The organism is Paenibacillus sp. TAF43_2 (genome assembly GCF_052113545.1).
Taxonomy (GTDB): domain Bacteria; phylum Bacillota; class Bacilli; order Paenibacillales; family Paenibacillaceae; genus Pristimantibacillus.
The window spans coordinates 44,480-64,796 of the sequence record NZ_JBFRDK010000006.1 but is presented as its reverse complement, the minus strand read 5'-3'; the positions used below and the strand labels follow the sequence as shown (position 1 = coordinate 64,796).

The 20,317-nt window shown below is 45.4% G+C and carries 19 protein-coding genes; 14 read left to right on the top strand and 5 right to left on the bottom strand.

What is annotated here, in order from left to right:
• Window positions 1-6: 6 nt before the first annotated feature.
• Window positions 7-552 carry a pyridoxamine 5'-phosphate oxidase family protein gene (locus tag AB4Z17_RS02755; RefSeq protein WP_441908850.1) on the bottom strand — a complete coding sequence of 182 codons (546 nt, stop codon included), beginning with the start codon at window positions 550-552 and terminating at the stop codon, window positions 7-9.
• A 103-nt stretch (window positions 553-655) separates the two neighbouring features.
• Between AB4Z17_RS02755 and pdxR the strand changes: the two genes are divergently transcribed.
• From pdxR to AB4Z17_RS02690, 13 genes are all read left to right on the top strand, one after another.
• The gene (gene pdxR, locus AB4Z17_RS02750) at window positions 656-2,059 is read left to right on the top strand and encodes a MocR-like pyridoxine biosynthesis transcription factor PdxR (RefSeq protein ID WP_441958029.1); all 1,404 of its coding nucleotides are present in this window, start codon (window positions 656-658) and stop codon (window positions 2,057-2,059) included.
• A gap of 91 nt (window positions 2,060-2,150) precedes the next feature.
• Complete coding sequence (locus AB4Z17_RS02745) at window positions 2,151-2,540, top strand: tautomerase family protein (protein WP_339207598.1); 390 nt, start codon at window positions 2,151-2,153, stop codon at window positions 2,538-2,540.
• A gap of 195 nt (window positions 2,541-2,735) precedes the next feature.
• Window positions 2,736-3,299 carry a hypothetical protein gene (locus AB4Z17_RS02740; protein ID WP_441908852.1) on the top strand — a complete coding sequence of 188 codons (564 nt, stop codon included), beginning with the start codon at window positions 2,736-2,738 and terminating at the stop codon, window positions 3,297-3,299.
• Between the two features lie 534 nt (window positions 3,300-3,833).
• Window positions 3,834-5,048, top strand: coding sequence for a GTP-binding protein (locus AB4Z17_RS02735; RefSeq protein WP_441909080.1), 1,215 nt, complete (start codon window positions 3,834-3,836; stop codon window positions 5,046-5,048).
• 33 nt (window positions 5,049-5,081) lie between these two features.
• The gene (gene nikA, locus AB4Z17_RS02730; RefSeq protein ID WP_441957998.1) at window positions 5,082-6,659 is read left to right on the top strand and encodes a nickel ABC transporter substrate-binding protein; all 1,578 of its coding nucleotides are present in this window, start codon (window positions 5,082-5,084) and stop codon (window positions 6,657-6,659) included.
• Entirely contained in the window at window positions 6,659-7,603 is a 945-nt protein-coding gene (gene nikB / locus AB4Z17_RS02725; RefSeq protein WP_441908854.1) for a nickel ABC transporter permease, read from the top strand. Before nikA ends, nikB begins: the two co-directional genes overlap by 1 nt.
• Window positions 7,600-8,466, top strand: coding sequence for a nickel transporter permease (gene nikC, locus AB4Z17_RS02720; protein ID WP_441957996.1), 867 nt, complete (start codon window positions 7,600-7,602; stop codon window positions 8,464-8,466). Before nikB ends, nikC begins: the two co-directional genes overlap by 4 nt.
• A gap of 30 nt (window positions 8,467-8,496) precedes the next feature.
• A complete protein-coding gene (locus AB4Z17_RS02715; protein WP_441957994.1) occupies window positions 8,497-9,357 on the top strand; it encodes an ATP-binding cassette domain-containing protein in 861 nt (286 codons plus the stop codon).
• A 5-nt stretch (window positions 9,358-9,362) separates the two neighbouring features.
• On the top strand, window positions 9,363-10,142 hold the full coding sequence (locus tag AB4Z17_RS02710; RefSeq protein WP_441909081.1) for an ABC transporter ATP-binding protein: 780 nt from the start codon (window positions 9,363-9,365) through the stop codon (window positions 10,140-10,142).
• Between the two features lie 152 nt (window positions 10,143-10,294).
• The gene (locus AB4Z17_RS02705) at window positions 10,295-11,344 is read left to right on the top strand and encodes a LacI family DNA-binding transcriptional regulator (RefSeq protein ID WP_441957992.1); all 1,050 of its coding nucleotides are present in this window, start codon (window positions 10,295-10,297) and stop codon (window positions 11,342-11,344) included.
• Window positions 11,345-11,593: 249 nt separating this feature from the next.
• Entirely contained in the window at window positions 11,594-12,052 is a 459-nt protein-coding gene (locus AB4Z17_RS02700; protein ID WP_339207600.1) for a VOC family protein, read from the top strand.
• Between the two features lie 58 nt (window positions 12,053-12,110).
• Window positions 12,111-12,806, top strand: coding sequence for an SDR family oxidoreductase (locus AB4Z17_RS02695; protein ID WP_441908860.1), 696 nt, complete (start codon window positions 12,111-12,113; stop codon window positions 12,804-12,806).
• A gap of 29 nt (window positions 12,807-12,835) precedes the next feature.
• Window positions 12,836-14,683, top strand: coding sequence for a glycoside hydrolase family 9 protein (locus AB4Z17_RS02690; protein WP_441957990.1), 1,848 nt, complete (start codon window positions 12,836-12,838; stop codon window positions 14,681-14,683).
• 76 nt (window positions 14,684-14,759) lie between these two features.
• Here the strand turns inward: AB4Z17_RS02690 and AB4Z17_RS02685 are convergent, their stop codons facing one another.
• The 4 genes from AB4Z17_RS02685 to AB4Z17_RS02670 form a co-directional block, all read right to left on the bottom strand.
• Complete coding sequence (locus tag AB4Z17_RS02685) at window positions 14,760-15,839, bottom strand: Gfo/Idh/MocA family protein (protein ID WP_076267965.1); 1,080 nt, start codon at window positions 15,837-15,839, stop codon at window positions 14,760-14,762.
• Between the two features lie 35 nt (window positions 15,840-15,874).
• Window positions 15,875-16,822, bottom strand: a complete 948-nt coding sequence (locus tag AB4Z17_RS02680; RefSeq protein ID WP_076267964.1) for an AraC family transcriptional regulator — start codon at window positions 16,820-16,822, stop codon at window positions 15,875-15,877.
• Between the two features lie 41 nt (window positions 16,823-16,863).
• Window positions 16,864-17,868 (bottom strand): Gfo/Idh/MocA family protein, encoded by a 1,005-nt coding sequence (locus AB4Z17_RS02675; protein ID WP_430057532.1) that lies wholly within the window; start codon window positions 17,866-17,868, stop codon window positions 16,864-16,866.
• Between the two features lie 160 nt (window positions 17,869-18,028).
• Window positions 18,029-18,880 carry a helix-turn-helix domain-containing protein gene (locus tag AB4Z17_RS02670; RefSeq protein WP_441908862.1) on the bottom strand — a complete coding sequence of 284 codons (852 nt, stop codon included), beginning with the start codon at window positions 18,878-18,880 and terminating at the stop codon, window positions 18,029-18,031.
• 132 nt (window positions 18,881-19,012) lie between these two features.
• Here AB4Z17_RS02670 and AB4Z17_RS02665 point away from each other — a divergent pair, with 132 nt between their 5' ends.
• On the top strand, window positions 19,013-20,305 hold the full coding sequence (locus AB4Z17_RS02665) for a Gfo/Idh/MocA family protein (protein ID WP_441957988.1): 1,293 nt from the start codon (window positions 19,013-19,015) through the stop codon (window positions 20,303-20,305).
• Window positions 20,306-20,317 lie beyond the last annotated feature (12 nt).

Here is a 20,317-nt window from a genome sequence, read left to right as displayed (position 1 = left end):
CCGTTATTACAAATCGTTGTGTACCGTTTTACCTGGATAAAACATAGCGCTCTCTACTTTCTCGTTTTCTTTCGCAGAGATGGAAGCTGCTATTAATTTAAATACTTTAGTTTTACTCCCCAAGGATGATTCATATTTTTCCAAATGCGATTTTGACAACGGTTGTTTATAGTAGCCAGGCACATATTTGTCCAGCATGCTTTGCATAGCTTTTGCAGCCTCATCTATTTCATTAACAAACTGTATTTGCCCAGAAATCATAACGCTCATATAAGAGGTATCGGTATGAGCAGGTACGGGATCAGTTAATGTTCCATATTCTTCGCTTACGGTAAAACAAGCTTCTGGATTTTGCTCGATATAGGAGATTTTCCGCCCTTCAGCAGCACCGTGAAAGTAAACAGTGTCGTTCAGCCAAGTGAAGTTTAACGGAACAACGTAAGGGATTCCATCGGCAGATAGGCCAAGGAATCCCGTTTTTGCGTTTAACAAAAAAGATTGAATTTTACCCTGATCAGTACACTCTCTTTTCTGTAATCTTACGGGAAACATAGTTAGGCACACCCTTTGTCTTTATGATAATGTAATAGTAATGAACAATTGTCCCTGTGAAAAGGGGCAGATTCCGAATATTTCATGGGGTCAGGTGCTGCATATGATAGAGATTACTCCTTTACTCGATAAGCAGGGAAAACATTCTTTATACTCGCAGCTGTATACGTATATTAAGGATCAAATTGAATCTGGATTAATGGCTGAAGGTACTAAGCTTCCATCGATTCGTGAGTTGGCGCACTATTTGAAGATTAGCAAAAACACTGTAGAAGCTGCTTATCAGCAGCTGCTTGCAGAAGGGTATGTGGATAGTAAAAGCCGTAATGGGTTAAGAGTGCTGCCGCTAGAGGAAGTGAATACCAATCGAGATTCAATTCAAGTAAGCTCCACTAAGGATATTAATTGGAAAAGGTATCGGTATGATTTTAACTATGGTGATATTGAATGGCATCGTTTCCCGATGAAGATATGGAAGAAATGTTTGTCGGATGGTTTAAATGGAGACCCTTATCGAATATTGGGTTATGGACATCCACAAGGAGAAGAGGAGCTTAGGGAAGAAATTGCAAAATACGTATTTCAATCTCGGGGAGTATCGTGCAGCCCGAATCAAATTATCATTTGTTCAGGAACACAACATGCCGTAAGCATGTTATTGCAGTTTTTGTCTCTAGGGGGGCAAAACATAGCTATGGAAGAACCCGGCTATAATGGCGTTAGAACGATTTTCAAAAATCATGGCTGCGAAATTACGCCCATTTCGGTCGATTCTGATGGCTTGAACATAGAAGAGCTGCAATCAAGCAATGTCAATGCAGTGTATGTGACACCATCACATCAATTTCCATTAGGCATGGTGATGTCAGTACAGAAACGAATGAAGCTGCTCCAGTGGGCAAACCAAAACGACGCTGTCATTATCGAGGATGATTACGATAGTGAGTTCCGATATGTTGGCCAGCCGATTCCCTCTCTTAAAGCATTGGACTCAGGAGAACGTGTCGTTTATTTGGGGACATTTTCGAAATCATTTTTGCCTGCGGCCCGATTAAGCTATATCGTCTTGCCAACAAACATGCTAGAAAAGCGGGATGAGATATTTTCCGTTTACAGTCAGCCTGCATCACCTATCATTCAGCAGGCCGTGTTTTTGTTTATGAATCGCGGACATTTTGCTGGGCATATACGCAAAATGAGAAGACTTTATCAAGCGAAGCATAAAGCTTTAGTTGCTGCGATTTCACTGTATATGGGTGATCGTGTACGTGTCATTGGGAGCAAATCAGGACTGCATTTGCTGCTTGATGTTAAGGACAGAGAAAGCGGCCAGCTGATCGAACGGGCAGCAGAAAATGGGGTTAAGGTGTATTCTCCGAATGTACATTGGATGGATAGTGAGCGCTGTCCGGCATCATTTGTATGGCTTGGATTTGGCGGAATGAGCGAGGATGATATTGAAGAAGGCATTCGTCTGCTAAGCCATGCTTGGTTTGGCTCAACATAGGAGATTTACTCTAATTGCATGTGCTATAATTTTACTAAAAATACAAGATTACACTAACAATCATTGAAATAAGAAAGGCGTGATTAGTAGAATGGCTCAGGTCAAAGTTTTTGGACTTAAGGATCAATTAAATCCGATAAAACAACAATTATCAGAAGTTATTCATTCCTGTGTAGTGGATGTATTTAAGATGCCGCTCGATAAGAAGTTTCATCGTTTTTTCGCAATGGAGAAAGAAGATTTTTATTACGCTCCTGGACGGACCGAGGCGTATACGATTATCGAAATAAGCGTATTTGAAGGTCGTTCCATCGATTCCAAAAAACAGCTTATTCGTTCGCTCTTTGATCACATTCAAGCACAATTGCATATTTCTCCTGAAGATATCGAAATAACAATTTTTGAAACTCCAAAATATAACTGGGGCATTCGCGGCCTGCCAGGGGATGAACTGCAGCTCTCCTATAATGTTAATGTGTAGTGCAGAGAGAGCCCAATGATAATAGGTCGATGAGTCCAAAGCAAAGGGGTCATCGGCTTTTTTTGTATAGTAATCATACACTTAGCGAGGCGCGAGGATATGATTAGTTTCACAAAGGAACAAGATGGATAGATGCAACTAATATCTCCCAATTACGTCTTTAACATTGCATTAATTTAATTGGGGGGCATTAAAATGAAACGTTTATGCTCAGTTTTACTCCTATTTGCAGTTATCGCAAGTGGTTGCAGCAAGGGGACGAGTGCAGAGATAAACACTGTTGATCAGTATCAACCAACAAATGATATCGTTATAAAATCAAACAATATGCCTAAAGAAATGCCAAGTGATTTTGATTTCATGGTGCGTTACGGATACAGCGAAGTGAACAAAAACGAAATTAATACTTTTCTAGATACAGCTACAAAGGATTTAGTAATGAACGGGACTGCGTCTGCAAAAATTGCGTTTACGACAGAAGAGATGCGCAGCATTTATGAGAAAATGAGAGAAATAAATATAATGGGAACAAAAAACTTAAAGCCTGCTGCTATAGGGTGTGAACGGACTCCTTACGGGGAAGACAGCTGGGAAGTTAGTATAAACGGGGAATCAAAGACATTTACTTGGACCGAGAAATATTGCGAGTTAACAAAGGATGCAAAACAATTGCTGGAACTGCGACAGTTCATTCATCAAATCGTTGCAGGGAAGGAAGCCTATCAGAAACTGCCAGAAGCAGAAGGCGGATATGACTGAAGGATAGAGAGAATGAACTTGAATAAAGTAGGTGGACTCGCATGTGTGCATTCGTGCAAAAAAGATTTATTGTACAGAAGCTTGGATTTAGAAAAAGAGAATTACAAACAAATCTTTTCTATGTTATGGAGAATGTACGCGTAGAACTATAATCATAAAAAGAAGGAAAATGTGCAAGTTTTCAAGCTATTGGAGCCGAACAGCAATAAACTAGTCGTGGTAAATGATAATACGGATATAGATTGTATTCGGATGGGGGAAATAATACATTCAGCTTTATAAAAAAGCAGGATATGAGATATTCCAAACAAAATTAATCAATGCTCAATTAAGTTTGGTTTTTATGGAAAAACGATAAATGGGACAAAAAGCATGGTTGTTTAATTGTAATGAATACGATCTTGACGAGTTAGCGAAATATCGTTATACTCATTAAGCGTAATGATTACTATTAATTGAGTGCGCTTTTTATTTGCTATATAATCGTAATAATTACGTTTAAACGAAAGCTTAAATTAACCGGAGGTGCCAATGATGACTGTTAAAAAACTGCCTGTAACTGTATTGAGCGGATATTTGGGCGCTGGCAAGACGACGATTATGAATCATATCCTACATAATCGCGATGGCTTGAAAGTCGCTGTTATTGTAAATGATTTAAGTGAATTGAATATAGACGCTAGTCTTATTAAAGATGGGGGCGGCTTGTCACGGACAGAAGAAAAGCTTGTCGAAATGTCCAATGGCTGTATTTGCTGCACGCTTAGGGAAGATTTGCTTAAGGAAGTAGAGAGCTTGGCGAAAGAAAATCGCTTTGATTATATTCTGATTGAATCAACGGGTGTTGGTGAGCCAGTTCCCGTAGCTCAGACCTTCTCCTATATCGATGAAGAGCAAGGAATTGATTTAACACAATATTGCAGGCTGGATTGTATGGTAACGGTCGTTGATGCTTATCGCTTCTGGCATGATTATGCATCAGGCGAAACATTGCTTGATCGCAGTCAAGCCGTTGGAGAAGACGATACACGCGAGGTAGTTGATTTGTTGATAGATCAGATCGAGTTTTGCGATGTGCTAATTTTGAACAAATGCGATCTTGTTGATGATGAGGATTTGGCGGAGCTTGAAGGGGTGCTCCGGACCATGCAGCCGCGCGCCAAATTTATTCGAACTTCCAAAGGCGAAGTTAATCCGAAAGAAATTTTGAATACGTCGTTATTTAATTTTGACGAAGCTAGTCGTTCAGCAGGGTGGATAAAGGAATTGGAAGCTCCATCACATACACCTGAAACGGAAGAGTACGGCATATCCTCCTTCGTATACGAACGTGCGAAGCCATTTCATCCGCAGCGTCTTAAAGCTTGGATGGAGCGCTGGCCAGAGGAAGTCGTTCGGGCCAAAGGTATCGTATGGCTGGCGACTCGCAACAACTATGCACAAAGCTTGAGCCAAGCAGGGCCTTCCATACAGTTTGGACCAGCTGGTCTGTGGGCTGCTGCATTGCCGGATGCGGAACGAGAAGAATTATTGCTCGAAGACCCGGAGCTGGCAAACGTATGGCACGAGGAATATGGTGATCGTGTTAACAAGTTTGTACTTATCGGCATTGCGATGAATCGTAAGCAGCTGACCGAATCGCTCGACCGCTGCTTGCTGAGAGACGAGGAGCTGCCGCTCGACTGGAACGTTTTTCTTGATGAATTTCCGAATGCAATGAATGATCAGATGAACTCAGCGATTCAATAACGGCAAGAAGCTTAATAGAATAGGAGAATTAAAGTGATATCCTTATTTAAAACGAGGAAACGGTATATTTCTTTGCTGGCGTCAGTCTTGCTATGTACGGCAATGCTTGCTGCATGCGGAAAAAATGAAAATCAAATGGTTTCGGTGAAAGGAGAAGGGGGAGAAGCCATAAAACAGATTACGGTCATACGCAATTTTAAAACAGCAAGCTTAGACCCGCATAACAGCTGGGAAACGCTGCGTGCCGGAATTGTGGAGACGCTCGTTCGTATGGATGAAAAGTTAGAGTTAAAGGCTTGGCTTGCTACAAAATGGGAAGCGATCGACGATGTAACCTGGTTGTTTACCATTCGTGAAGGGGTTACGTTTCAAGATGGTACACCACTGGATGCGGCGGCGGTAAAAGCTTCTTTTGAGCGAGGCATCGCTGCGAGTCAGGTGCTTGCAGGCTCTTTAAAGATTGAGGCGATGGAGGCGGACGGAAACGAACTAAAAATCATAACGAGCGAGCCACATCCTTCCTTGCCTTCAGAGCTGGTAAATCCGTACGCATCGGTTATAAGTGTAGCGGCGGAAGAGGGGTTGGGGACAGAAGCTTTTAATCTTGCGCCAGTGGGGACTGGGCCTTTCCAAGTGGTGAAATTTACACCGAACATTGAAGTGGAATTAAAGCGTTACGACGGCTATTGGGACGGCAAAGCGAAAGTGAACAGCGTGGTATATAAATTTAACGAGGATAGCAACGTGCGAGCGCTCGCTTTGCAATCGAATGAAGCGGATATCGTCTATTCGGTACCTGCTGAGACTGTTTCCAGTATCGAGAAGGATAACAATCTTCACGTAGAATCTATTGCTGGATTACGGGTTCATTTCTTGTTATACAACCAACAAAAGCCTTTAATGCAAAATATTAAGGTTCGCAAAGCGATCGATCTGCTGCTTAATCGCGAAAGTGTAGCACGCGATATCATGCTGGGAAATGGGACACCCGCGAACGGCCCATTCAACTCCAGCCTGCCTTTTGGCAGTAAAGAGGCAGTTAGGGAGGCGGATTCTGCTGCAGCGCAGAAGCTGCTTATGGAAGCGGGGTTTACGCTAAACCGTGCCGGCAAAATGGAGAGCGACGGTAAGGAGCTTAACCTTGAGCTGGCAACGTACAGCGCTCGTCCAGAGCTTTCGTTAATTGCTCAGCTGCTGCAGTCCGATGCGGCAAAAATAGGGATCAACATCCATATTTCAACCGTAGAAAATGCAGATACGTATATTCGTGAAAATAAACAGTGGGACATCGTTACATATAGTAATTTGTCGGCTCCGCGCGGCGACGGCGGCTATTTTTTGAACGCGGCGCTCATGCCGGGCGGATCGTTGAATGGTACTCACTATGAGAACAGTTCCATTATCGAAGCTGTGAACAAGCTGAACGCAACGAATGATTTAGCAAGCAGAGCCCATTTTACACAAGAGGCAGTAAAGGTTGTGATGGACGAAGTGATACATTCCTATATCGTCTATCCAAATCTCATCGTTGGCGTCAATAACCGTGTTACAGGCTGGAAACCTGGTCCTGAGGAGTACTACATTATTACAAACCAGCTGGATGTGAAGTAATGCTGTATATGGTCAAAAAACGTGCGCTGCAGCTCGTATTCGTGCTCTTTTTTTTATCCTTACTAACTTTTATATTGATGAAGCTGGCACCGGGCGATCCTGTTCTCTTGATGCTTGAAGCGGATACCGTAACGGTAACGCAAGACGATGAAGAGGAGCTGCGCAAGGAGCTTGGTTTCGACAAGCCGGTTATTTTGCAATATGGCATGTGGCTGCTGCAATTAGTGCAATTAGATTTGGGTTATTCCTATATGAAAGGAAAGCCGGTGCTTGATGAAATTTTGTACCGGCTTCCTTCAACTCTACAGCTTACTGCAGGCGGTTTATTTTTTATGGTGCTTATTGCGGTTCCGCTTGGAATATGGTCTGCAAAATATCAAGGAAAACTGCCAGATCACTTTAGCCGAATCTTTTCGTTAATCGGTGCTTCGATGCCGTTATTTTGGCTGGGACTTCTACTTATCTACTTGTTTGCTAACAAGCTGCACTGGCTGCCGATGCTGGGCAAGGGCAGCATACTGCATATGATTCTTCCTTCACTTACGTTAGGAATTGGTTTAGCTGCGCAATATTCACGTTTACTGCGCGCTGGTCTTTTGGAGAGCATGTCGCAGCCTTACATTCGTTCTGCTCGTGCTAGAGGTATATCGGAATGGAGGGTAATGTCACTGCATGCGCTGCGTGCTGCCTTGCTGCCGATTATTACCGTTTGCGGGATGAGCATTGGCAGCCTGCTTGCAGGCTCTGTCGTCACAGAGACGCTATACTCTTGGCCAGGACTTGGAACGATGGCTGTATCTGCTATATTCGAGCGCGATTATCCTATTGTTCAAGGTTTTGTATTACTGATGGGCCTGCTTGTTGTCAGCGTGAATTTGCTCGTCGATATAAGCTATGGAGTTCTTGATCCGCGTATCCGTATTCGGAAGGAGAAGCCGCTGTGAGGCCGACGATAACGAATGTAAATGTTAATGAAACTAGCTGGAAGCGAAACCGTTCCATTCGCAATCACCCGCTGACTGTTATTGGAATTGCTATGCTTACGCTCCTTGTAGTGATCGTAATGATAGAGCCGCTTATTTGGCAAAATGATCCACTGACTGTCAATTTATCTGAGCGTCTGCTGGCGCCAAGCTGGCAGTATCCGCTCGGAACGGATCATTTGGGAAGATGTCTTTTCACTAGACTTGCTGTTGGTGCTGAGACAACATTAGGCATTGCCGCGCTAACGCTTGCCGCCGCAATGATCATTGGTATTCCAATCGGACTGCTGTCTGGTTATAAGCGCGGGCAGTTTGATATCGTCTTAATGAGAATCGTAGATGCTATCGGCGCATTTCCTGAGTTTATTTTGGCGATCGCATTTACCGGCTTTCTGGGTCCCAGCCTAAAAAACTTGATGATATCCATTGTCGTTGTCAGTTGGATTAATTACGCTCGTGTTGTTCGCGGTATTGTGTTGTCTGAGCGGGAGAAGGATTATGTGCTCGCGGCTCGGGCAGCAGGCTGCAGCAGCTGGAAATTGATTTGGCGTCATCTGCTGCCTCATATCATTTCGCCGATCATCGTGCTTGCGGCACTCGACATCGGAAAAATTATTTTAATTATTGCTTCGCTCTCCTATGTAGGATTAGGCGCACAACCTCCGTCTCCGGAATGGGGGGCGATGTTGAATGACGGAAGGCCTTACTTCGAGTCGAATCCTTCGCTCATGCTTTACCCGGGACTTGCGATTATGCTCGTCGTGGCTTCATGTAATTTGATAAGTGAGGGCGTACGCGATCGGTTTGATGTTAGAAGCCATTAACAGTACTAAGCTAAGCGGAGGTGAGATGCAATGAACCAAGCCGTGTTGCAAATCGAAAATCTGTACATATGTGCAGACAAAGGCAAGGAGCATCGACTGCTTGTGAAGGATTTGACATTACAAATAAATCAAGGTGAAACATTGGCGCTGGTAGGCGAAAGCGGAAGTGGAAAAAGCGTGACTGCAAACGCTGTGCTTGGCATGCTGCCTCATCATCTTAAGATGACGGAAGGCCGTATTTTGCTCAGCGGTGAGGACATTAGCCTGTTGCCGGAAAAAAAGCGAAGGAAGCTTTGCGGCGACAAAATCGGCTTTGTCTTCCAAGATTACCAAGGAAGCTTTACTCCTTTTATCAAAATAGGCAATCAGCTTTCGGAGACATTGCGCAGCCATCGCAGCTGTACGCGCAAGGAGGCGAAGCAAGTGGTGCTAGAATGGCTTGAGCAAGCTGGGATACAGGCAGAGCGGGTTTATGAAAGTTATCCCTTTCAGCTGAGTGGCGGACAGCTTCAGCGTGCAGTGCTGGCGTCGGCGATGATGCTGGAGCCGGCTCTGCTAATCGCAGATGAGCCAACGACAGCACTGGATGTTTTGGCAGGCGAGCGTGTACTTGACTTGCTTGCCCAGATGAAGGCGCAGACGGGTTGTGCCGTTTTGCTTATTTCACATGATCTTCGAAATGTGTTAAAGCGGGCGGATACCGTCGCCGTTATGAGATATGGACAACTCCTCGACATTGATCGTACGGATGAAATAGGACATGAAGCCAGCCATCCTTATACGAGAATGCTTCTTGAAGCAAAACCGAATTTAATGGATATTGAACGTATTCATCAGAATATGGCGGCCGATGAGCTTTCATTGCGATACCCGCTGAGAGGGCTTGCGTGACAAAAATGACAAAGCTTCTGTCCGTTGCTAATTTAAGCAAAACGTATAAGGAAAACGGCACAATAGTACATGCATTACGTGATGTATCCCTTACCATTTATCAAGATGAATGTTTAGGAGTCATTGGAGAAAGCGGAAGCGGAAAAAGCACGCTTGTCCGATTGCTGCTTGCGCTCGAGCAGCCGGACAGCGGCGAGTCACTGCTCAGCGGGGTATCGTTGTTCTCCTTGAAGGGTAAGGAATTACGTGAGATGAGGAAGCATATTCAGGTTATATTTCAGGACCCGTCAGCCGCTTTGAACGAACGTTTGCCGATTTGGCGGTCTGTTATGGAACCGCTAGATAACTTCAAGGAGGTAAGGCCTTCCTTCTTGGGCAATATAGGTTTATCCCGTAAAGAAACAGCGTTAAAGCTGCTGGAGCTGGTCGGCTTGCAGGCTGAGCATTTGGATAGATACCCGCATGAACTGAGCGGCGGACAAAAACAGCGAGTTGCAATTGCACGTGGCATAAGTCTGGCGCCTAAGCTGCTCATTTGTGATGAACCAACTTCTAGCCTTGATGTAACCGTGCAGGCACAGATACTGAAGCTGCTCTCCTCACTAAAGGAAGACCTTGGCATATCATATCTCTTCATCTCGCATGATATTTCGGCTGTCAGTTTAATGAGTGATCGTATCATCATTATGAAACAAGGGCAAATCGTAGATCAATTCGCACGTGGTCAGCTGTTCAATGAGGATCGTCACGCATACACCAAGCAGCTGGCCGCAGCCTCGACTTAGCTGTTTTTATATAAGAAGCAGCCTCAGGGAAACCTTTGAGGCTGCTTCTATTTTAATATCTTTAAAGCAGCTTGCAATTATGAATTGACAGCGCTTCGGAACATTGGTACCATATTTTCATAAACGCGTGTTTACGGAAAGAGGGACTAGGATTGAGCAAGGAAATTAATAGTACTGAAATTGCTAAGCTAGCAGGTGTTTCCAGAAGCACGGTCAGTCGTGTTATTAACAATTATGCGAATGTTCCTGAGAAGACGAAGCAAAAGGTATTGAAGGTCATTCAGCAATACAATTATTACCCTAATCTATCCGCGCAGGTGCTGGCAGGCAAACGCACGCGAACGATTGGTTTGTTTATGGCCGATTCCGGGCGAGTATCCGGCGACAGCATTTCAAGCTTGCTGCTTGCGCGGGTTATTGAAAACGCTTCTTCGCATGGCTATTATGTGCTGACTCATATCGTTCACGATATGAAAGATCAGAATGAGGCTCGTACGATTAAGGAGAGCTTTTATCAGCGCAGAATCGATGGAGGCGTGTTCATTGGAGCAGCAAATCATGAACCGCTCATTGAAGAACTTATAGCCGAAGGATTTATGGTGGCAATCGTGGATCAGCACTTGCCAGGACGAACCGAATCCAATCGTATTGTGTTCAACTTTGACAACGAAACGGGTGTAGGGCAAGCGATTGATTATTTAGTCAGCTTGGGCCATAAGCGAATCGGCATGATTAACGGAGACATGAATAGATACTCTGGACCATCCAAGTGGCGCGGCTTTCAAGCAGCGATGGCAAGGCATCAATTACCGCTCGTGCAGCAGTGGATGCTGCCGGGAGATTTTAACGAATCAAGCGGCTACATGGCGATTAAGGAATTTATGAAATCCAAGATGGAGCTGCCGACAGCGATATTTGCGGCAAATGACAGCGTTGCATTCGGAGCTATTCGAGCACAGAAGGAATCCGGTATTCGTGTGCCGGAGGATGTATCGATCGTAGGTTTTGATGACCATATATTGAGTGCGCATTCCAGTCCGGCATTAACGACGATTCGGGTTGATTTTGCAGACATGATGGACAAATTAACGAAAACCTTGATTTCCAGCATTGAGAATGGCTCGGGCGACTATCAGCCGGTTGCGGCAAGCACGGAGCTTGTTGTCCGTGATTCCTGTCAAAGGGCAAGGGAAGATTCATAGTTAAGACAAAAGCCTACGTAGTTAGAGGTCGTTATGATTTGCATAATGGCTTCTAATGTCAGGTTTGAACTGCATATTATTTTTTACTTTCGAATGAACACGCGTTCACGTGTTGTAGCTTTGTGAGAGGGGGAATGCGGATGTAGGTGAAGGATTTACAATGAATTGGAGCATCCGGATATTGAATAGTGATTATACGGCTTTTACAGCACTTATAACGATAAAATCAATCTACAGGGGGAAACGGGCATGGATAAAAACTTGATTGGAACACGTACAGTAACTCAAATTGGACTATTAGTTCATGATATTGATACAACGTCGCAGGCGTATGCCGATTTTTTTGGAATAGAAAAGCCGAATTGGTTTTGGACGGACACGGTAGATAAAGCACAAACGGAATACAATGGTGAATCGTCAGTGGCTCGCGCCAAGCTTGCTTTTTTTGATATGGGTTCCTTGCAGCTTGAGCTTATCGAGCCGGATGAACATCCTAGTACGTGGAGAGAGCATCTCGACAAGCATGGTGAAGGCCCGCATCACATCGCGTTTGTCGTTGACGGCATGAAAGAAATTGTAGCGTCCATGGAGAAAAACGGAATGGCATTGGTTCAAAAGGGAGAGTATACCGGCGGACGATACGCTTATATGGATACTTTTAAAAATTTGAAGATCATGCTGGAGCTTCTGGAAAACGATAAAAAGTAAATGATGCGATAACGAGCTTCCCAATATAGGCGATGAATGAACAGGAGGAATGAGCGGTATGAACATATTAATTACAGGCGCCAATCGAGGTCTTGGCTTAGCGATTGCTAGTGAAGCGTGCGAACGAGGGCATTATGTGCTAGCTGGGGTTCGCAGCCCGGGATCATCCGCAGAGGGCTTGCAAGAGCTGCTTTCGAAATTTCCAGATCAAGTAACGATCCTGCCGCTTGATGTTACGGATGAGAATTCGGTTCGCTACGCTTCCGAGCAAGCGGAAAACCGAGTTCGCAGTCTGGATGCGGTTATAAACAGTGCAGCGATATTGCTGGGACGGGACCAGAAGCTGGAGCAGCTCGACTTGGAGCAAGTAGAGCAATCGTTCCAGACTAATCTTTTTGGTCCGATCGTCGTGCTCAAGCATTTTTTGCCTATGCTTCGTCAAGGAGAGCGGCAAAGCATCATTAATATTAGCTCGGAAGCAGGAAGCTTCACAGGCGCTTATGGCGGCGACTATTCGTATGCGCTGTCTAAGTCTGCTCTGAACATGTTCTCAGCTCAGCTGCGAAACGAGCTTGCACCGCAAGGCTTTGTTGTTCATGCGCTTCATCCCGGCTGGATCAAAACAGATATGGGAGGCGAGCAAGCGCCAGGAGATGCGACAGTATCTGCAGCTGGCATCTTGAACATCGTCGAGCGGAAAACGGAAGCAGATGCACTTTTTATTGATCATAATGGCGCTCCTATGAATTTATAAGGCAGCAAAATCAAAATTGGCGGTGACTGATGCGTATACGCAGACGTTCTTTGTATGTCATAGGCGGAATCATTATTCTTTTGTTAGTCGTGACGATATCATTTCGACTGTTATCAGGGTCAGAAGGCGGGAATACATTGAATAAGCAGCAGGAACAAGGAAATGCCCCAATAAACAATGCTGAATTGCCAATTGCAACGGAACCTGACTCGCAGCCAGAAATTAAGCAAGGAACACAAGTGAAGGTGGATCAGGTAGGCTATGGAACAGCGCATGCGAAGTTTGCCATCGTGGAGGGTGAATTGCCAAGCGGAGCGGAATTTTCGTTAGTAGACAGCAATGGCAACACGATGTTTACGGGCAGCTTATCTGAGCCGCTTGCGGATGCAGCATCACAAAAGACAGTAAGAAGAGCGGATTTCTCCAGCTTCCAAACGGCTGGAGAATATAAGCTGCTGGTAGCTGGGGCGGGCAGTTCTTATCCTTTTGTCATTGGAGATGCTCCATATCATGATGCACTCGCTACGCTGCTCAGATCTTATACATTGCAGCGTTCGGGCGTAACGATCGACGATCCGATTACGAAGCTGAAGCAGACAGCGGGGCATTTACAAGATGCGCAAGCAGAGATCTTCTTTGATGATGGGGTATCGCATAAAGGTGATCCCATAGATGTATCCGGGGGCTGGTACGACGCGGGTGATTATGGGAAATACATACCTCCTGCAGCTGTTACAGTTGCTCAGCTGCTGCTCGCATACGACATCAATCCAGAAGCATTTCCTGCGGAACAGCTTAAGTTCCCTGAAGGGTTAAAGGCTGCTAATTCCTCGCTTCCTGATATTTTGGAAGAGGTGCGTTATGAGCTGGAATGGATGCTGCGCATGCAGCGTGCAGACGGTGCGGTTTATCATAAAGTGAGCGGCTCCGCTTGGACTGGATTTGTTACGCCAGATACGGATACACAAACTCGTTATGTATATGGTTTGTCGACGTATGGCACCGCTCAATTTGCGGGTGCAACAGCGCTGGCGTCCCGATTATATAAACCCTTCGACGAAAAATTTTCAAATCGACTGTTAGCTGCGGCTGAGAAAGCACAGAGTTACTTGAGCGCAAACGAAGCCGCTGCTTTCCGGCAGGATCCGATGCAGGATAACGGCTCTGGCGGATATGGCAAGCAAACCGATGCAGAAGAGAGGATGTGGGCACTTGCTGAGCTGTTTCGCACTACGGGAAATAGCAGTTATAGCGACGTGCTGACTAGTCGGTTTGATTATTTGTTGAAGAGCTCCCCACAGGCGGTCAACTGGGCGAATGCCCAGCTGCTTGGTCAATGGGCGTACTATCGTGCGGAGAAAGCCGATGAGCAGTGGAAGGAGCTTATTCGTACAGCAGTAATTGATCGAGCGAAGGAGCTTGTTGCAAGATCCGAAGCAGACGGCTATTTCAACCTATTGAACGCAGAGGAATACACGTGGGCATCGGTGAAATCCGGAGCTGCTTATGGCTGTATCCTTCTGATTGCAAACCTAATGAAGCCTGAAGAAGCTAGCTTCAGAGCTACTGCGCTTGAGCAGCTGCACCATGTATTTGGCCGCAGCGCAACGGGGTTTAGTTATGTGACGGGAATAGGCAGTCAATACCCGCTGGAGCCTCATCACCGCATTAATGCAGCTACTGGAGTATTGATTCCAGGTTTAGTCGTTGGAGGTCCGAATCGTTACGGAGGAGATCCTGATTTGGATGCGGTCAAGGATAGTCTTGCACCTGCCATGGCCTATTTGGACGTAAGAGGTTCTTATTCCAGCAATGAATACGCGATTGATTATAATGCTCCTGTCATTTTATTGGCCTCGTTTTTCGTTAATGAGTAATTCAATAGGAGAATAAAAAAAGGAACTGCCCTGCAAGGTCTGTATAGACCAAGCGAGGCAGTTCCTTTTGTATAGCTTATAGATATACGGCTTTGCCGGTTTTGGATGATTCATAAATCGCTTCAAGAATTTGAGAAACGACAAAAGCTTGCTCTGGTGTAACAACAGGCTCAGTGTCCTCTTCGATAGCTTTCAGCCACATTCTCATTTCGAGATCAGCATCGCTTTCTGTTTTGCCATCGTAGAAAGCAACTCCGCCTGCATTCAGATCAACCTTTGTTGCAAATAGACGGCTATGCTTCTCGCCATTAATGCGAAGGCCATCCTTCATGTCCGCGCCGCCTTCAGTACCAGACAACGTACATTTTGCTTCGTCAACTTCAAGTGTATTAAGTGCCCAGCTGGATTCAAGCACGATTGTAGCGCCGTTTTCCATAACGATCATACCAAATGCGGAATCCTCAACTGTGAACTTTGCAGGATCCCAAGGGCCCCATGCATTAGCAGCATTCTCACGTTGCGAAAGCTTGTGGTAAGAAGTACCAAGCACTACTTTTGGCTTGTAGTTGTCAAGCATCCAAAGCGTCAAATCAAGTGCGTGAGTACCGATATCGATAAGCGGTCCGCCGCCTTGTTTTTCTTCGTCAAGGAAAACGCCCCAAGTTGGAACTGCGCGGCGACGAACAGCATGCGCTTTCGCGTAGTAGATGTCACCAAGCTCACCAGCTTCACACAATTTTTTCAAGTGTTGGCTGTCTGGACGGAAACGGTTGTTGTAGCCAACAGTAAGTTTCTTGCCAGTACGGCGAGCAGCGTCAACCATACGTTGTGCATCGTGAGCTGTTTTTGCCATAGGCTTTTCTGTCATAACATGTTTGCCAGCTTCAAGCGCAGCAATGGCAATGTTTGCATGTGAATCGTTTGGCGTACATACGTGAACAACTTCAATGGAAGAATCGTTCAACAGCTCCGTGTAATCCGTGTATACTTTCGCGCCTTCTGCGCCGTATTGAGCAGCTGCGTCAATCGCACGTTGTTCAACGATATCGCAAAATGCAACGATTTCAACGTTTTTAAGTTTCTTCAAGCTTGGTAGATGTTTTCCGTTTGCAATTCCGCCACAGCCAATAATAGCAAGTTTGTATACTTTAGACATGTTATAAAGCCTCCTAGTAGTATAATGATTTTTTTCTATTGAGAAACGGTTTGACGAGCATTCCTGCGATATTCGGAAGGAGTGACGCCGAATTTCTTGCGAAATACAGCGTGTAAATAGTTGCCGCCGGCAAAGCCGGATAACTTAGCTATTTTCTCCACCGAATGCGAACTCTCGAGCAGCTCACGACATACGACAGCTAGCCTGATGTCTTCAAGAATACGGCTGAATGTATGTCCGTGATGAAGCTCCTTGAATAATCGCTGAATTTGCCGAGAGCTTAAATTAAGCTTGTCCGCAACGTCCTCAAGCGTGATGAAGCCGTCATAGTTAGCGTAAATATACTCCAAGGCGAGTCGATAACGATAAGCCTTCATATCCCGCGTTGGAAAATGCTTCTGTTCACTTGCTGTTTCATAAGCACGAACCGCTCGCATTAAAATCTGGATAACTGTCTGCTTAATGGTAGTATAGCTGCCGACAAAATTATCGTTGCAAGCTTGATACGCTTCAAGAAAGCGAGGCATCGCTTGATGAAGATCCATTGTTGGATAGAGTGGAAGCGCCTTGAGCTTCTCGATACAATTTCGCGCTTCAGCAGCTTCCCAGTCGTCATAGGAATGAACATCCTCGCCGTTATTCTGCTCGGTGCGATCAATGATATCGACATGCAGACAAAGCTCATCCATCGCTTCAAGCGGGTCTGCTTCTTGATAATGCATGATCTCAGGTCCGGTTAAATAAAGCATGCCAGGTTTTAACGCATACTCCTGGTCGCTAATAATGACCTTTCCTTTGCCCTGCGGTATGAAGTGAAATTCATATTCCGCGTGCTTATGAAATCCAATCATTCTGCCGGGAGGAAATTGCGTCAGATGGAAGCGCAGTACATGGATGTCGTAGGGTCCCCATCTGATGCACAGCTCCAGGCGTTCAAGCGCATCCTGGCGTTCATGCATGACCTCATACGGGAAGTTAGGCATGCCGATCACTCCTTGGAGTCGTTCAAATTATGTGTGTAGTATTACTCGCTCAGCTCATCGATGCGGATTGCACGGTGCTCATTAGCAGAACGGTTTGAAGCTTCCATCAGCTTTGTTAAGTCAATGGCAAGGCTTACATTTTCGTCAGCGGACGTGTTGTTCTCGATGTGCTGCACCCATTGGTCAAATGCACTTTCTCTGTTCGGCGGAATCACTTGTGCCGTCCATTGCTCAGATGATTGTGCTCCTGGTGTAGAAGTGCGAAGCAGCAGCTGGCTCTCAGGATTGCCATACAATAGCGTTCCTTCAGTTCCATGCACCTCAAGCGTAAATGGTGAATGATTGTTAACGAAGCCGGCTTCTACAATTCCGATTGCTCCAGATGGCGCGTTCAATATCGCAACTGCGTTATCTTCTACTTCTTTGCCAGTCACATAACCAAAGTGAGCAGAAACCTCTTTTGGCATTTCATTCAAGAAAAGTCTAGTCAAATACATAGGGTGGCAGCCCAAATCGATTAAAGCACCGCCGCCGCATTGCTCTAGGTTGTAGAAGTGTTCAGGCAGCCAGTTCGCTGTTGCTCCGTTATGTGAGAGACGAGCACGAACGAGTGTGATTTTTCCAAGTACGCCTTGTGACAAAATATCGCGAATCGCCAGTGTATAGCCGTCATTTAGACGAGGCAGCGATACAGTTAATTTTACATTATTTTTAGCTACTTCATCTAGTATAACATTTACTTCTTTAAGAGTCGGGGCAATAACTTTCTCTGTGAAAATATGCTTGCCGGCTTTAGCCGCTGCTACGATAACCTCTTGGTGTCTGAAAGTTGGAGCGTCAACAATAACGGCGTCAATATCATCGCGACTCAACATTTCATTAAGATCGGAATGAAAAGTAACGCCAAGCTTCTCGGCAGCTGCTTGACCGCGTTCCGCGATTTCGTCCCATACAGCAACGATTTCCGTACCAGGGTGCTCCTGAGCTTGTTTCGTATAATCCCATGCGTGTACATGCCAATAACTGATTTTACCGATTCGAATCATAGGTTCATCTCTCCCTGGGCATCTATTAGCGAATTTGCATTGCATATATAAATTTATGACAACAGCTATAATTTAACATAGTTTTATGCTTATTTTTAGTGTAATTTAATGACCAAATTTGTATGAAATTACGACAAAAATTTGTTTCGCTTAAATTCTCTTACCTATATTGCTTCCGATATTGACGCGGGGATATGCGGGTTATCTTTTTAAAGGTTTTTCCGAAGTGGGAGAAGTTATCGAAGCCAACCGCAGCGGCAATATCGGTAATGCTCCTATCGGACTCGCGAAGCAGACGCTGCGCTTCCTTCATGCGGGTCAGAGTGATGTAATCGGAGAAGGTAAAACCTGTCAGCTCCTTGAACATGCGGCTTAAATAGTAAGGACTGATGAAAAAATGTTTTGCGACCTCGTCAAGCCGAAGCGTCTCCCCAAAGTGAGCATTAATGTAGCGGATAACCTCTGAAATTTTGGCATGCATGGGAGTGGCGTGGTGCAGAGGCACTGGCTCATGCTGCTGAATATGTCTAGCTGCAGTCAGCAGAAGCTCCGTTACGGCAAACGCAGGAAACAGCTCGAAGCCAGCAGGCTGCTGTCTGATCTCTGAGAGCGTTCTACTCATTAATTGTGCTGTCGCCAGCTGCTCTTGCATAGGCATACGAATAATATGGGATTGCTGTTCAAATGGCGTCAATAAGAAGCTGGCATGCGCTCCTGCCAATTTGGTCAACATGGCATCATCAAAGTGTATGATAATTCGTTCATGAGCAGCATCGCCGGATTGCATCGTTTTGTGCAGCTCATGCTTCGAAATAAAGACGAGGTCGCCTTGCTCGACTGAATAGGAACGGTCACGTATAAAATAAATCCGCTGCCCTGACAGCATATAGTAAATTTCATAATAGTCGTGGTAGTGATTGTATTCCATCGTGTAGGGTGCTGTCCGCTTCGTATACTCAATGTACAGGTCGGTTATAGAGCCAAAGCTGTAGATGTCGGGCTGGATGCTCATTAGGGATGTACTCCTTTTGATTTTATCGCAAAATAAGCGGTGTTTGATCGAAATAGAGCAGGATATGCAGAGAATTATATCACTATCATGCAGTAATATGAAGGTAATTGGAATCGAGGAGGAATAATGAGTATGGCAAAAAAACGGTATGTATTGGTAGGCAGCGGCGGCAGGGCAGAATTTTTCTACGGTGCTCTTGCAACCGATTTCAGAGAAACGTCGCAGCTGCTCGCTTTTTGTGATATTAACCAAACTCGGATGGACTATGCGAATCGCATATTAGTTGATAAATATAACCATGAGGCTGTAAAAACGTACAAGTCAAATGAATTTGAACAAATGATTGAGCAGGAGAAGCCGGATGCGGTCATCGTTACGAGCATGGATCGGACGCATCATACGTACATTATTCGTGCGCTGGAGCTTGGCTGTGATGTCGTAACCGAGAAGCCTATGACGGTAGACGAGAAAAAATGCCAGCAAATTTTGGATGCGGTTGAACGGACGGGCCGCAATGTGCGTGTGACGTTCAACTATCGGTATGCGCCGCATCATACGAAAGCAAGAGAGCTGATTGCTAATGGTACAATCGGCAAAGTAACCTCTGTTCACTTCGAGTGGCTGCTGAATACGCAGCATGGCGCAGATTATTTCCGCAGATGGCATCGCAACAAGCAGAACAGCGGCGGTTTGCTGGTTCATAAATCGACGCATCACTTTGATCTCGTGAACTTCTGGATCGGCTCGCAGCCGGAGTCGGTATTTGCCTTTGGTGATCTCTTGTTCTATGGTCGCGAAAATGCAGAGCAGCGCGGGGAGACGCAATTTTATGAGCGCGCGACGGGAAATCCGCTGGCTGAGAATGATCCATTTGCGCTGCATTTGGACAAAAATGATCATTTGAAAGCGATGTATTTGGATGCGGAGCATGAGGACGGCTACCGCCGCGATCAAAGCGTGTTCGGTGACGGCATTAATATTGAAGATACGATGGGCGTGCTTGTCCGCTACAAAAACAATGCGATCTTAACTTACTCCTTAAACGCATATTTGCCATGGGAAGGCTACCGCATCGCATTTAATGGAACAAAAGGACGCATCGAGATGAATATCGTGGAACAATCGTATGTGAATTCCGGCGGCGAGAAATCAGATGAGGGCGCGCTGAAAGAGCAGTCGATTAAAGTATTTCCAATGTTTGCAGCTCCTTACGTGGTTGAGGTAGAGGAAGGCGTTGGCGGTCATGGCGGCGGTGATCCGGTATTGCTGAACGATCTGTTTGGAACGCCTGTAGAGGACCCATTCCATAGGGCGGCGAATCATATTGATGGAGCAAGATCGATTCTAACGGGTATTGCAGCGAACCGTTCTATCCAGACGGGACTCGCAGTACAAATTGATGAGCTTGTGAAATTTCATAATTAGGTTGCGGAGGAG

Coding starts and splice junctions, on each gene's coding strand:
- AB4Z17_RS02755 (WP_441908850.1), bottom strand. CDS start 552: ATGTTTCCCGTAAGATTACAGAAAAGAGAGTGTACTGATCAGGGTAAA.
- pdxR (WP_441958029.1), top strand. CDS start 656: ATGATAGAGATTACTCCTTTACTCGATAAGCAGGGAAAACATTCTTTA.
- AB4Z17_RS02745 (WP_339207598.1), top strand. CDS start 2,151: ATGGCTCAGGTCAAAGTTTTTGGACTTAAGGATCAATTAAATCCGATA.
- AB4Z17_RS02740 (WP_441908852.1), top strand. CDS start 2,736: ATGAAACGTTTATGCTCAGTTTTACTCCTATTTGCAGTTATCGCAAGT.
- AB4Z17_RS02735 (WP_441909080.1), top strand. CDS start 3,834: ATGACTGTTAAAAAACTGCCTGTAACTGTATTGAGCGGATATTTGGGC.
- nikB (WP_441908854.1), top strand. CDS start 6,659: ATGCTGTATATGGTCAAAAAACGTGCGCTGCAGCTCGTATTCGTGCTC.
- AB4Z17_RS02715 (WP_441957994.1), top strand. CDS start 8,497: ATGAACCAAGCCGTGTTGCAAATCGAAAATCTGTACATATGTGCAGAC.
- AB4Z17_RS02710 (WP_441909081.1), top strand. CDS start 9,363: ATGACAAAGCTTCTGTCCGTTGCTAATTTAAGCAAAACGTATAAGGAA.
- AB4Z17_RS02700 (WP_339207600.1), top strand. CDS start 11,594: ATGGATAAAAACTTGATTGGAACACGTACAGTAACTCAAATTGGACTA.
- AB4Z17_RS02695 (WP_441908860.1), top strand. CDS start 12,111: ATGAACATATTAATTACAGGCGCCAATCGAGGTCTTGGCTTAGCGATT.
- AB4Z17_RS02690 (WP_441957990.1), top strand. CDS start 12,836: ATGCGTATACGCAGACGTTCTTTGTATGTCATAGGCGGAATCATTATT.
- AB4Z17_RS02685 (WP_076267965.1), bottom strand. CDS start 15,839: ATGTCTAAAGTATACAAACTTGCTATTATTGGCTGTGGCGGAATTGCA.
- AB4Z17_RS02680 (WP_076267964.1), bottom strand. CDS start 16,822: ATGCCTAACTTCCCGTATGAGGTCATGCATGAACGCCAGGATGCGCTT.
- AB4Z17_RS02675 (WP_430057532.1), bottom strand. CDS start 17,868: ATGATTCGAATCGGTAAAATCAGTTATTGGCATGTACACGCATGGGAT.
- AB4Z17_RS02670 (WP_441908862.1), bottom strand. CDS start 18,880: ATGAGCATCCAGCCCGACATCTACAGCTTTGGCTCTATAACCGACCTG.
- AB4Z17_RS02665 (WP_441957988.1), top strand. CDS start 19,013: ATGGCAAAAAAACGGTATGTATTGGTAGGCAGCGGCGGCAGGGCAGAA.